The 14,116-nt window shown below is 41.6% G+C and carries 7 protein-coding genes; 5 read left to right on the forward strand and 2 right to left on the reverse strand.

What is annotated here, in order from left to right:
* Positions 1-140 precede the first annotated feature (140 nt).
* The 3 genes from V5804_RS15570 (at position 141) to V5804_RS15580 (ending at position 8,114) form a co-directional block, all read left to right on the forward strand.
* The gene (locus V5804_RS15570) at positions 141-5,207 is read left to right on the forward strand and encodes a translocation/assembly module TamB domain-containing protein (protein ID WP_369592324.1); all 5,067 of its coding nucleotides are present in this window, start codon (positions 141-143) and stop codon (positions 5,205-5,207) included.
* Positions 5,208-5,211: 4 nt separating this feature from the next.
* On the forward strand, positions 5,212-7,497 hold the full coding sequence (locus V5804_RS15575) for a BamA/TamA family outer membrane protein (protein ID WP_369592325.1): 2,286 nt from the start codon (positions 5,212-5,214) through the stop codon (positions 7,495-7,497).
* Positions 7,498-7,682: 185 nt separating this feature from the next.
* Entirely contained in the window at positions 7,683-8,114 is a 432-nt protein-coding gene (locus tag V5804_RS15580; RefSeq protein WP_369592326.1) for an aspartyl protease family protein, read from the forward strand.
* Between the two features lie 245 nt (positions 8,115-8,359).
* Here the strand turns inward: V5804_RS15580 and V5804_RS15585 are convergent, their stop codons facing one another.
* On the reverse strand, positions 8,360-9,649 hold the full coding sequence (locus V5804_RS15585) for an erythromycin esterase family protein (RefSeq protein ID WP_369592327.1): 1,290 nt from the start codon (positions 9,647-9,649) through the stop codon (positions 8,360-8,362).
* Between the two features lie 415 nt (positions 9,650-10,064).
* Complete coding sequence (gyrB, locus tag V5804_RS15590; protein WP_369592328.1) at positions 10,065-12,032, reverse strand: DNA topoisomerase (ATP-hydrolyzing) subunit B; 1,968 nt, start codon at positions 12,030-12,032, stop codon at positions 10,065-10,067.
* 153 nt (positions 12,033-12,185) lie between these two features.
* On the opposite strand from gyrB, the gene V5804_RS15595 reads away from it, so the two are divergent.
* Entirely contained in the window at positions 12,186-12,785 is a 600-nt protein-coding gene (locus V5804_RS15595) for an OmpH family outer membrane protein (RefSeq protein ID WP_369592329.1), read from the forward strand.
* A gap of 69 nt (positions 12,786-12,854) precedes the next feature.
* Positions 12,855-13,337 carry a nucleoside deaminase gene (locus V5804_RS15600; protein ID WP_369592330.1) on the forward strand — a complete coding sequence of 161 codons (483 nt, stop codon included), beginning with the start codon at positions 12,855-12,857 and terminating at the stop codon, positions 13,335-13,337.
* Positions 13,338-14,116 lie beyond the last annotated feature (779 nt).

Below are 14,116 nucleotides of genomic sequence, written 5' to 3' on the forward strand. Positions count from 1 at the left end.
GTCGGTAAAAGAAGCATGGAAACTTTAACAAGTAAATTATAAACAGGCAATTATTTTTTTACAAAAATATTTTTGGGTACTTTGGTAAGGTTTCTGACAGGTACGTTTGATAGGATAAGGTTTAATCAACAATAAAAATTTTGAAAAAATACGGACGCATATTTCTTAAAGTTGTACTCTGGCTGATTGTAAGTGTGATTGCACTTATATTATTGGTGGTGGTTTTGATACAAGTCCCTGCGGTTCAAAACTTTGCAAAAGATAAAGCCGTAACCTTTCTGGAAGGGAAAATCCATACGCCGGTACGCATCGGCCATATTTCGTTGGGTTTGCCCAAGCTGCTGGTTTTGGAAAATGTTTATTTTGAAGACCAGAAAAAAGACACTTTGCTGGCCGGCGAAAAGCTAAAGGTTGACATCAGTTTGTTAAAAATCCTGGACAACCAAATCGAGATAAACGAAATTAATTTACAAGGCATCACATCGCACATCAACCGCACTATGCCGGATAGTGCTTTTAACTTCACTTATATCATTAAAGCTTTTGCAAGCGATCAGAAAAAGCCAAAATCAACCGATACGGCTTCGATGAAATTTTCGATTAGCAAAATTAACCTCGACCGGATCCATATTAAATACAACGATGCGGTTTCGGGCAATGATGTTGCTTTTAATTTAGGCCATTTTGATACCAACATTAAAGATTTTGATCTGGACAAGATGAAGTTTACCGTTCCGAAGATTACGCTTTCGGATGTAAATGCACGTGTCATCCAACATCAGGTTGCTGCGGCTGCCACGGATACGGCTGCTTCCAAACCATTGAATTACGATTTGAAGTTGGGCGAAATTGACTTGAACCGGATCAAGGTTGATTATCAAAACGAAGCCAACGCTTTGAAAACCAAAGTTGATTTGGGCAAGCTTTTGGTTGATTTGGACAGCATTGACTTGAAGAACCAGCGCGTGGTGATCCGAAATATCGAACTGAACCAAACCAAAGCTGCCATGGCAACCGGCCGGCCTTCAACAGCAGCCACCATAAAAAGCACGGTAAAAGAAGCATCGAAAAAAGCAGTTGACAAAGACACGACCACGAAAACCGCTGCCGAAGAAAAAGGCTGGACGGTAAAATTAGGCAAAGTTGCTTTTGCCAATAACGATATTCAGTTTGACAACAATGCCTCAAAACCTATTGCCCGCGGCATTGATTACATGCACCTGAACTTAAAGGGCTTGAACGTTGATGCAGATGGTATTTTGTACAGTCCGACTACCATTTCCGGCAAGATCAACCAGTTTGCTTTTAGCGAGAAAAGCGGTGTGCAGATCAGGAATTTTCATACCACGTTTTTATACGGGCAAAAAGAGTCTTTTTTGAAAAACCTGTACCTGGAAACTCCCGGAACCGTTATCCGCGATTATCTTGATGTAAAATATCCTTCCATCTCCAGCCTCAGCAACAATTTGGGCGAGCTGCAATTGAACGCAAACTTTGTAAACAGCAAACTGGCTTTTAAAGACGTGCTGGCTTTTGTACCAACTTTGGCCACTACGCCGCCTTTTAAAGGCAATGCAAACGGCATTTTAAACGTGAACGGAAAGATCAGCGGTAAGGTGAACGACCTGACGATTCAAAACTTAAATATAACCGGTTTAGGCCAAACCAAAATTGCTGCCTCGGCACATTTAAAAGGTTTGCCGGATGTGGACAAAGCGTATTTCGACCTCGACATCAAAGATTTTAGTACAACCGGCCGCGATATTGCCAAGCTGGCTCCGGCAGGTTCTATCCCAACCAGCATCCGAATCCCGGAGTCTTTGGGCTTAAAAGGCACCTTTAAAGGAAGTATCAAAAACTTTACGACCAACATGGCTTTGCGTTCCAGTTATGGCAATATCCATGCAATTGCCGGGATGAAAAGCGGCAGCAAAAAAGGCAGCGAGGTTTATAACGCCGATGTGAAAATGGATAATTTTAATGTTGGGCGGTTGATTAAACAGGAAAAGACCGTTGGCCGCTTAACCTTGAACGCCAAAGTAAAAGGATCCGGAACGAGTGTAAAAAACGCCAATGCAACTTTATCAGCAGATTTGATCCGTGCCGATGTAAAAGGTTATGTTTACCGTAATTTGGTTTTAACGGGCAATGCACATAATGGCTTGATCAATACCGTGGCCAGGATGAAAGACCCGAACATCAACTTTGCGCTGAATGCCAAAGTGAACATGGTTAACAAATATCCTGCGATAAATGCGACCCTAAATTTAGACAGCATCAATTTACAGCGACTGCATTTTTCGAGTACACCGCTTCGTTTACATGGCAAAATTGTGGCTGATGTCCCTACCGCTGACCCTGATTATTTAAACGGAAATATTCAATTGACCAATTTGCTGATCGTACAGGGAACGCAACGCATCCAACTGGATTCGGTTGGTATTATTTCGACCGCCAATGCGGATAGTTCTTCGTTAAGGATCAAATCTCAAATACTGACTGCCCGCATGAGCGGCAAATATAAATTAACTGAAGTTGGAACAGCTTTACAATCAACCATCAGCAAGTACTACAATACCGGTGCTTCTTTTACCAGGGTAAAATTCGCGCCTCAAAATTTTACGTTCCAGGCTGTCATCACTAAAACGCCTTTGTTAACGCAATTTGCACCTGATTTAAAACAATTAGACCCGGTAAAATTAACGGGCCGTTTTAACAGTGATGCCGGGGATTTGGTAGTGAATGGCACTGTGCCAAATACGGTTTATGGTACCAACCAGATCAGCAATTTGAAGCTGGCGATCAACACGGGCAACAATGCTTTGAACTATAGTTTTGGTGTGGATAAAATTGCAACATCTTCTATCCAATTGTTAAATACCAGCATCAGCGGCAACGCACAAAACAACCTGCTGTCTGTAAATCTAAGTATAAAAGACAAGGGCTTAAAAGAGCAATACCGCATAGCAGGCGTGTTGAAAGCGCTGACGAACCAGTACGAATTTAGCCTGCTGCAAAACGGTTTGGTGCTAGATTATGACCCATGGACGGTGAACGCCGGTAATGCACTACAATTTGGCGGAAAAGGTATTTTGGCCCGAAACTTTAACATCACCAGTAATAACCAAACGTTGAGCGTAAACACCACAGACCAAAAACTGAACGGCCCGTTGGCCATTACTTTTCAAAACTTTAAAATAGAAACGCTGACCCAAATTGCAGAAAAAGATTCATTGAAAGTTGGCGGAAGAATAAACGGAAATGCGCTGGTGAGCAATTTTGAGAAAAGCCCGGTTTTTACTTCTGATTTGAATATCCGCGATTTCAATTTTAAAGCAGATACCTTGGGCGATATTGCCATCAAAGTAAACAACCAGCAAGCCAATACTTATGCTGCAAATGTGGCTATTACCGGAAAAGGCAATGAAGTAACTTTGGCCGGCTTGTACCATACCAACCAGCCGGACAACAACATTGACCTGAACCTGGACATTGTAAAACTGAACATGAAGAGTATTGAAGGCTATACTTTAGGATATTTACGCAATACTACCGGTGCTATCAACGGCCAGGTTAAAATTGCCGGTTCGCCTTCTGCCCCAAATGTAAACGGCGATATCAACTTTAATAAGGTTGGTTTTAATGTAGCCATGCTCAACTCGTATTTTAGCTTAAATAATGAAAAGATCAATTTCAACAGCGATGGTATAACTTTTAATGATTTTACTTTGGTTGATTCTACCGGAAATAAAGCAACCATTAACGGCTCTGTTTACACCAAAACATTTACCGATTTCAAATTTGGCCTCGATATCAACACGGATAATTTCAGGCTGATCAATTCTACCCGCGAAGACAATCAATTGTATTACGGCAAACTTTTTTTAAACAGCCGCATCAAAATACGCGGCGATATGAGCAAACCGGTAGTTGATGCAAATTTAACGGTAAACGACCAGACGAACCTGACCATAGTACTGCCGCAAAGCGACCCGGGAATTGAAGACCGGAAAGGCGTGGTTGAGTTTGTAAACAAAAATGCCCCAAAATTAGATTCCATTTTGCTGGCCAAACAACGCGATTCCGTTAGCAAGTCGGACATTACCGGAATGGATGTATCTGCCAATATTACGATTAATAAAAATGCCAACTTCAACATCGTTATTGATGAAAGCAACGGTGATATTGTGCATATAAAAGGGGCAGCGCAACTGAATGCAGGCATTGACCCAAGCGGTAAAATCAATTTAACCGGTACTTATGTTGTTAATACGGGTTCGTACAATTTGTCCTATGCAACGGTACAGCGTAATTTTACTTTTAAACAAGGCAGCACCATTACCTGGACGGGCGACCCGACTAGTGCCAATATTGACTTGACAGCAGTTTATGTGGCCAATGTACCGCCGATTGATTTAGTTGCAGACCAATTAAGTTCGGAAACAGAGACGATGTACAAACAAAAGTTACCATTTGATGTAAACCTGAATTTGAAAAATGAGTTGATGAAACCATCCATCAGCTTTGATATTGTATTGCCTGACAGCAGTTACAGCGTATCTTCTGATGTTGTAAATACCGTGGATGCGCGTTTGGCACAAATCAGGCAAGACCCTAACGAGTTGAACAAGCAGGTTTTGGGCGTGCTTGTTTTAGGGCACTTTATTGGTGATAACCCGTTGCAAAGTTCGGGCGGAAGCAGCGGTGTGGAAGGTATTGTGCGGAACAGTGTCAGCGGTTTGTTATCAGATCAGTTGAACAAATTGGTAGGAAATTCAATTGCCGGTGTTGATTTGAACTTTGGTTTAACTTCAGGTGAAGATTACTCGACCGGAACCGCTCAGAACCGTACCGATTTAAACGTTGCCTTGTCCAAACGCTTTCTCAATGACCGCCTGTCTGTTTCTGTTGGCAATAATTTCAATTTGGAAGGGCAAAACCAACCCGGACAGAAAGCCAGTACCATCGCCGGTAACGTAAATGTGGGCTATAAACTAACCAAAGACGGCCGCTTTTCTTTAAGGGCTTACCGAAGAGACGAATACATTGTCATACAAGGGCAAGTGGTAGAAACAGGCGTTGGTTTTTCTTTTACAGTAGATTACAATAAGTTTAAAAATATTTTTAAAACATCAGAACAGCTTAAAGAAATGCGCCGCCAGCTAAAACAGGACAAGAAGGATAAGAAAGCACAAACTTCAAAATAAACCTATGACCAGACCTCTAATATATTTATTGTTAATTTCTATTTTTTTAAGTGCCTGCAGCAATACCAAATACTTAACCGGTGCGCAAAAGTTGTATGTAGGCGGCAAAATCAATATCACTAACAAAGACTTAAAGAAAAATGATAAAAAAGCTTTGTCCGAAGAATTGGCAGGTTTGCTTCGCCCAAAACCTAATTCTACAATCTTGGGTTTAAGGCCGAAGCTTTACATCTACAATATTACCAGAACAACCAAGAAAAAAGGGCTGAAACATTATTTAAACACAAAATTTGGCGAGCCGCCTGTTTTGGCAAGTGCGGTTAACCTTACCAAAAACACCAATATTATTGTTAACCGTTTACAGAACGAAGGTTATTTTCAGGCCCAGGCTACAGGCGATACCATAAGCAAAGCAAAAAAAACCACTGCTGTTTATACCGTAAACACCGGCCCGGCCTATACCATCAAAACCCTTAGTTTTCCAACTGAAAAAGACAATCTGGATACTGCCATTGCCGGAATAGCAAAGCAGTCTTTACTAAAAGTTGGCGACAAGTATAACCTGGATGTAATCAAAGCCGAGCGGGAAAGAATTGATGCCAATTTGAAAGAAAAGGGTTTCTATTATTTTGCCCCGGAAGATTTACATGCAGTTGTTGACAGTACCGATGTGGGCAACCATCAGGTGGATATGTCAATCAAAGTGATCAACACTACACCGGGCAAAGCGCGCAATATTTATAAAATCAACAACATTTACGTTTATCCAAACTATTCTTTACGGGACACATCTTTGATGCTCGATCAAGCGGTTAAATACAACAATTATTACGTGATTCAAAAAAGGCCAACCATTAAGCCTTTTGTGTTTAAAAATTCCGTGCAATTACTGCCGGGCGGAGTTTACAACCGTACAGACCATAACAAATCTTTAAGCCGTTTTATCAATTTAGGCCCTTTTAAATATGTAAAAAACAGGTTTGAAGATGTCTCCACAGATTCGCCGAGGTTAAACGTTTATTATTTCCTGACCCAGTTTCCACGCAAATCTTTATCGGTTGATGTTCTGGCCCGTACCACATCGGCCAACTATAACGGTACACAATTGAACTTAAACTTTCGCAACAGAAACACTTTCAGAGGGGCCGAACTGCTAACACTGACCCTTTTCGGAAGTACCGATGCGCAGGCTTCCGGGCAATACGGTGGCGGCCATCCCTTGTCCCAGGTTGGTTTTCAGGCCTCTTTGTCCTGGCCGCGTTTCATCAGCCCTTTCAATTTTAAAAGCGACAATGCCTATATCCCCCGTACCAACTTTTCCGTGGGCTACTCCATCGTAAACCGCAGCGGCTTGTATAATTTAAACTCCTTTAATGGTTCTTTTGGCTACCAATGGCGGGAAAATACACACCGCTCGCACGAGTTGAATTTAATTGCAGTTACTTATGTAAAACCGGCCAACGTAGATACCGCTTATACCAACAATATTGCGGTTACGGGCAACCCAGCTTTGAGGCACGTTATTGACCCACAGTTTACTTTCGGCCCGTCTTACAGTTACACCTACACCAACACCACCGAAACTTACCGTACCAATACCGTTTATTACAACATCCGCATCAGCGGGTCAGGAAATATTATTGGTTTAGCAACCGGAGCAGATACATTGGAAGCGGCGGCAGGACAAGATAAAAAATTAAAAAGAATATTTAATACGCCGTACAACCAGTACATTAAACTGGAAAACGAGATCAGGTTTTTCCATAAAGTAAGCACAAACAGCCAGATTGCGGCGCGACTGATTGCCAGTGCGGGTTTGCCTTATGGCAACTCTACCATTTTGCCTTATAGTCAGCAGTTTTTTATTGGCGGCCCAAATAGTTTGCGTGGGTTTAGGGCGAGGTCCATCGGCCCTGGAAATGTTGATCCTGGCCAGTATATAAAAAATGTAGGCAATAATAATTCCTTTTTAGCAGATCAATCAGGCGATATAAAGTTGGAAGGGAACTTAGAATACCGGCCAAAACTGTTCAGCATTGTTTATGGTGCTTTGTTTGCCGATGCCGGTAACGTTTGGAACGCAAAACCGCATTATCCGGGCGGCAGTTTTGGCAAAAATTTTCTAAACCAGTTGGCTGCCGATGTTGGTTTCGGTTTACGGTTTGATGCCAGCGTTTTGGTATTGCGCACTGATTTGGGTTTCCCGGTTTTACGGCCTTACACTTCCATCAACAACAGTTTAAATACCAACAAACCTGTTTTTAACTTGGCCATTGGTTATCCTTTTTAACCTGAACTGAATTTTATACCGATAAAAGAAGCATGGCTAATTAAATTTGGCCATGCTTCTTTTATCGGTACTTTTTTGGTGAATGGCCACGGTACAATTTTATGCCGGTAAAAGAAGCATTGCCAATATTGGTTTAACCCTCAAATCAAATTCTAAGTATTAGTTTTGGCAGATACAAAATTTATATGCCTAAAAAAAGCATTCCTCTGGAAATGGTTGATTTAAACGGAAACGGGTTTCATGTACTCATCAACGTGGTGCTGTTTAAAAAGCCGTTTAAGTTGGTGTTGGATACCGGCGCATCCAAAACCGCTTTTGATAAAACCCTGCTGCTCGAACTGGTACACGAAAACGAGCTGATCAACTCCGGCCATTTAACCACCGGTTTAGGCACCAACAACATGGAATCTTTTATGACTACGATTACCGATTTCTACATCGGCAAATTCCATATCCCCGAAATAGAAGTTGCGGTTTTAGACCTTTCGGCCATTAATATTGCTTATGAAAAGTTAGCCGTTGGCCCGGTTTTAGGTGTTTTAGGCGGCGATGTTTTGGTAGAATTTGGGGCGGTGATTGATTATGAGAAGGGGAAGTTGATTTTGAAGAGGGAGTAATATCAAATTTGAGGTGATAAAAGAAGTATCAGGCAGATTGAAATTTACTGGTCGGGATTTGCAATTACGATTGTTCGAAAGATATTAACTATACATTGTCATCCCGAATTTATTTCGGGATCCCACGTGAAAATCAATAAAAACCACCCTGTTTTAAAGCTTGTATGATGAGATGCCGAACCAAGTTCTGCATGACAAAACTTCTTTCTAACACTCGTAATTTGCAATCCCGACCAGCGAAAAAATTAGTTGTTAATTGTAGTGGACGCGGTTGTATTTCTAATAAAGATGATTGCATCATACATTTTATTTAACATTTGATAAGACCCTTTTCCTGTAGCCTGCTGCTTTTCATTGTAGGAGCCTCCCATAGAGCGGGAATGCACCTTGGTATTTAGGAATTGTGTAATAACCGGGTTTGAAGATGCAGTCCCAAAATCTATAATAAAGTTAGGAGCAAAAACTTGTGCGAATACGAAATCGCTTGAGTTCTTTATCGTAACATCTGGAATCGTATAAGTAACCGTTTTCTTTTGCTGACTGTTCCACCCACTCATATAGCCCGAATTAAATCCAAACCCCATCGCATAATAGCTGGTGCCAAATTTTTCATTTAAATAATAGCCCATGGGCAAATTATTGTTTAGGGTTTTATCTTTAGCTATATGTAGATTATGGGCCCAAACAATTGTTTTATTCTGATTTTCGTGATCGTAAATCCAACTGATGTTATCTGCCATATACTTGTCGCGTACGATGTCCATGTTATATTGAAAAGGCGCAGCTTTAGCGTCGTCAATCGTTTGTATAACTGCATTTACAATTTGATGGTCAACACTACGCTTAGATGGAATGTCCCCAGCAATACTGGCCGACAACTCTGTTTTTAAACTTTCCAGTAAAGGGAGAATTTCTTTGTCTGGTTTGGTATAGGCCCAACTTGATATAAAGTCCAGTCCTTTTGATGCTTGCGGCGATAAAGATATTCCGAGTTCAATTAGCTTTCCCTTCAATATCTCGCCGGAATTGAAAGCAAACTGCATATCACACCCATAAAACCTCACTCGGTCCTTGATCGGTTTGTTTAAGTTGTAATTTCGGACCCACTTTACTAAATCAAGAAACTCCTTGTTGTAATAAATTCCCAAGGTCATTTTCCTTAGTCCATCTTTCACCGTCCCCTTATTGTATAGAACATAATCGTTCATTGCAAATGTTCCGGCAAAATCTGCTTCAAATATGATTGTTTTGAAACCTTGCACTGTTACCAGATATTTTATCATCCGTTCTTTCGTGGTGAAAAATTCTTTTGTCCCATGCGTCGCTTCTCCTAATGCCACAATTCTTTTTCCAACTATAATCTTGTCGAGTTTCTGCAGGTCGCTGAAACTACTGTCAGCCTCTGTAGTCTTTAAAGGTATTACAGCTTCATTAAGCGACGAGATCAAGCTTTTCTGTGCGGCTACATTTAAGCAGGATAGACATAGTAAGAAGATAGAACAAATAGCGAAATGCTGTTTTTTATTTGGCATCATAAAAGGCATGTGATAAGTTTAATAACTGGAATTTCAACAATAAAATAAGTTGCAATATTTTATTTATTTAACTGTTTGGCAAGATACGATCCCAAATTGCAAACTCAAAGATTTTTACTGGTCGGGATTTGCAATCCCGTCCTTTGAGCTAAGGATTTTTTAATCCTAAAACAATTAAACATGCTTCTTTTACAAGCAAAAAGCTATTATGAAAACAGTAGTTTTTAAGCAAATACGATCACAGATTGCAAGTTCAAAGGACGGGATTGCAAATCCCGACCAGCGACGAAGGGGAAATTGACGTTGAAAAGGGAGTAAAACGCATACTTCTTTTACCACCCAAATTTCAACAAAAAACAAAAAACCCTGTCCGCTAAACGAACAGGGTTTCCAATACTTCTTTTACCCCTATAATTTACACATCAATCTTCGCATACTTCGCATTCTTCTCAATAAATTCCCTACGTGGTGCAACTTCATCGCCCATCAGCATGGAAAATGTATGGTCGCAGGCGGCGGCATTATCAATGGTAACCTGGCGCAACGTGCGTGTATCCGGGTTCATGGTGGTATCCCATAATTGTACGTCGTTCATTTCACCTAAACCTTTGTAACGTTGTATATGTACGCTGTCTTCCTTTCCGCTGCCTTTTAAACGTTGGACTGCCGCATCACGCTGGGCATCGTTCCAGCAGTATTGCGCTTCTTTACCTTTTCTAACCTGGTACAAGGGCGGCGTGGCTATATAAATGTAACCGGCTTCAACCAGCTCTTTCATGTAGCGGAAAAAGAACGTTAGGATCAGCGTGGTGATATGCGAACCATCCACATCGGCATCCGTCATGATCACAATTTTGTGGTAACGCAGTTTTACAATGTTTAACGCTTTGTCGTCTTCCGGTGTCCCAATGCTTACGCCCAATGCCGTAAACATGTTCTTGATCTCCTCGTTTTCGTAGATCTTATATTCCATGGCTTTCTCCACGTTCAGGATTTTGCCCCGTAAAGGAAGTATGGCTTGGTACTCGCGGTTGCGGCCTTGCTTAGCTGTTCCGCCGGCCGAATCGCCCTCCACCAAAAACAACTCACATTTTCCAGGATCGCTGTCGGCACAATCGGCCAGCTTTCCAGGCAAACCGGTTCCGCTCATCACGTTTTTGCGCTGCACCATTTCGCGCGCTTTTCTGGCAGCAGAACGGGCCGTGGCCGCCATGATCACTTTGTTTACAATCAGGCGTGCTTCCCGCGGGTTTTCTTCCAAATAATTTCCCAAAATTTCGCCAACCGCTTGGTTCACCGCACCGCTCACTTCGTTGTTGCCCAACTTGGTTTTGGTTTGTCCTTCAAACTGCGGTTCCTGTACTTTTACCGAAATCACTGCCGTTAACCCTTCCCGAAAATCATCACCGGTAATATCAATTTTGACATTTTTTAGCAAACCTGATTTATCCGCATAAGATTTTAAAGTCCTGGTCAATCCCATCCTGAAACCGGCAACGTGCGTTCCGCCTTCAATCGTGTTGATATTGTTGACGTAAGAATGCACGTTTTCCGAATATGTATCATTGTATTGCAACGCCAACTCAACCGGAATGCCCTGCTTGTTGCCATCTACATAAATTGGTTCGGGGATGATGGAATTCCGCGTTCCGTCCAGATACTTTACAAATTCTTTCAAACCGCCTTCCGAGTAAAACTCTTCGTACGGGTGCAAACCGGTTTCATCTGTTTCGCGCTCGTCTGTAATGGAAAGGCGGATTCCTTTATTCAAATAAGCCAGTTCGCGCAAACGGCCGGCAATGGTTTCGTATTTATATTCGGTTGTTAACGTGAAAATTTCAGGATCAGGCGTAAAAATAACTGTTGTTCCCCGGTTCTCCGTTTCGCCGATTTCCTTTACAGCATACATCGGTTTGCCGCGCTCATAATCCTGCGTAAAAATTTTTCCTTCACGATAAATTAATGCCTTTAAATGGGTAGAAAGTGCATTTACGCAACTTACGCCTACGCCGTGCAAACCGCCCGAAACCTTGTAAGTGTCTTTATCAAATTTACCGCCAGCGTGCAAAACCGTCATTACCACTTCGAGTGCCGAGCGTTGTTCTTTTTGGTGAAAACCGGTTGGGATACCGCGGCCATTATCACTTACGGAAATCGAATTTCCTTCCTGGATCACTACTTTTATCGTATCGCAATGGCCGGCCAATGCTTCGTCAATCGAGTTATCCACCACCTCGTAAACCAAATGGTGCAAACCTTTTACGCCGGTATCGCCGATATACATTGAAGGCCGTTTCCTTACTGCTTCCAAACCTTCCAAAACCTGGATGTTATCTGCCGAATAATTGGATCTGTCTTCTACTAATTCTTTTATTTCACTCATAAATATGGATCAAACATTAACCTTCAAAAGTACGAATTTTAGCTGATAAAACCTGGCTTTTTACCAATAAAAGCAGTACTTAGAAACCCGGTTTCCAAAAGATTAGGATACTTGCGGCGAAAGTTTATCTTTGTCAAAATTTTTGAAAAAAACATGAAAATAACGGTACCCCGGTTGATATTAGGAATAGCAGTATCCGCAATGGCAGCAGCCTGTAACCAAACGCCAAAAAGCAGCACAAGTACGGTTTCCGCCGATAAAAACACAGCTTCGGTTTCATCTGCAAAACAAGAGATTGTGTATGTAAACTCTGATTCTTTGCTGAACAAATACGATTACTTTAAAGACATGAGCAACCGCTTGGAAGACAAAGGCAAAAAAGCGCAGGTTGATGTTTCTTCCAAAGGGCAGGCTTTTCAGCGCGAAGTGGCCGAATACCAAAAAGGCGCAGCTACTTTAAGTGCCGACCAACGTGCCGCAACCGAACAGCGTTTAGCCCGCAAACAACAGGAACTGCAAACGTATAACCAGAATGCAAGTGCACAAATCCAGCAGGAACAAGCCGCAGAAAATGCAAAATTGTATGATAAAATTGCCGACTTTTTAAAAGGCTACGCCAAAGAAAAAGGTTACAAAATGATTTTAACTTATTCTAAAGCTAACCCAACTGTTTTATTTGGAGATGAAAGTTTAAACGTTACCAACGATGTAGTAAAATTATTGAACGAGAACTACAAGAAAGACAAAAAGTAACTATACCAATCAAAAAAACCTGAGCACTAAAACCCCGGCCAAACCGGGGTTTTTTAATGTTGTAAAAAATTGGACGAACAACAAAACCATGAAAAGTTTATGCGGATGGCCATACAGCTTTCCGAACAAAACGTAGAACAGCGGCAAGGCGGGCCGTTTGGGGCAGTGATTGTAAAAGACGGGATGGTGGTTGCGCGAAGTGCCAACAAGGTTGTTCCGCAAAAAGACCCAACGGCACATGCCGAAGTTTCGGCTATCCGTTTGGCCTGCAAAGAGTTGGACACGCACAATTTGGAAGGCTGCGTGATTTATACCAGTTGCGAACCTTGCCCCATGTGCTTGGGCGCAATTTACTGGGCGCATTTGGATGCCATTTATTATGCCAATACCAAAGCGGATGCAGCCGCAATTGAATTTGACGATCAGTTTATTTATGATGAGATTGACCTGCCGTTAGCCGAACGGAAACTTCCGGCGGTACAATTGCTTCGGGACGAAGCTTTGGGCGCTTTTAAAAAGTGGGCAGCATCGGATTTGAACATCCGTTATTGATGCTTCTTTTACCGGCATAAAATCATTGTGTTAAACGTTTTGTCATGCCGAAATTTTTTCGGCATCCCATAAGAAAGGTAATCGTGGAAGAGGGATCTTGAAACAAGTTCAGGATGACAAAGCGACAATGCTTCTTTTACCGGCATAAAATCATTGTGCTAAGCGTTTTGTCATACCGAAATTTTTTCGGCATCCCATAATAAAGGTAATCGTGGAAGAGGAATCCTGAAACAAATTCAGGATGACAAAGCGGCAATGCTTCTTTTACCGGCATAAAATCATTGTGTTAAACGTTTTGTCATGCCGAAATTTTTTCGGCATCTCACAGGAAAGGTTATTTTGAAAGAGGAATCCTGAAACAAGTTCAGGATGACAAAGCGGCAATGCTTCTTTTACCGGCATAAAATCATTGTGTTAAACGTTTTGTCATGCCGAAATTTTTTCGGCATCTCACAGGAAAGGTTATTTTGAAAGAGCAATCCTGAAACAAGTTCAGGATGACAAAGCGACAATGCTTTTTTTACCAACATAAAATCATTGTGTTAAACGTTTTGTCATGCCGAAATTTTTTCGGCATCTCACAGGAAAGGTTATTTTGAAGAAGGAATCCTGAAACAAGTTCAGGATGACAAAGCGGCAATGCTTCTTTTACCGGCATAAAATCATTGTGTTAAACGTTTTGTCATGCCGAAATTTTTTCGGCATCCCATAAGAAAGGTAATCGTGGAAGAGGGATCTTGAAACAAGTTCAGGATGACAAAGCGACAATGCTTCTTTTA

The sequence above is a fragment of the Mucilaginibacter sp. genome, from assembly GCF_041088075.1.
Taxonomy (GTDB): Bacteria; Bacteroidota; Bacteroidia; order Sphingobacteriales; family Sphingobacteriaceae; genus Mucilaginibacter_A.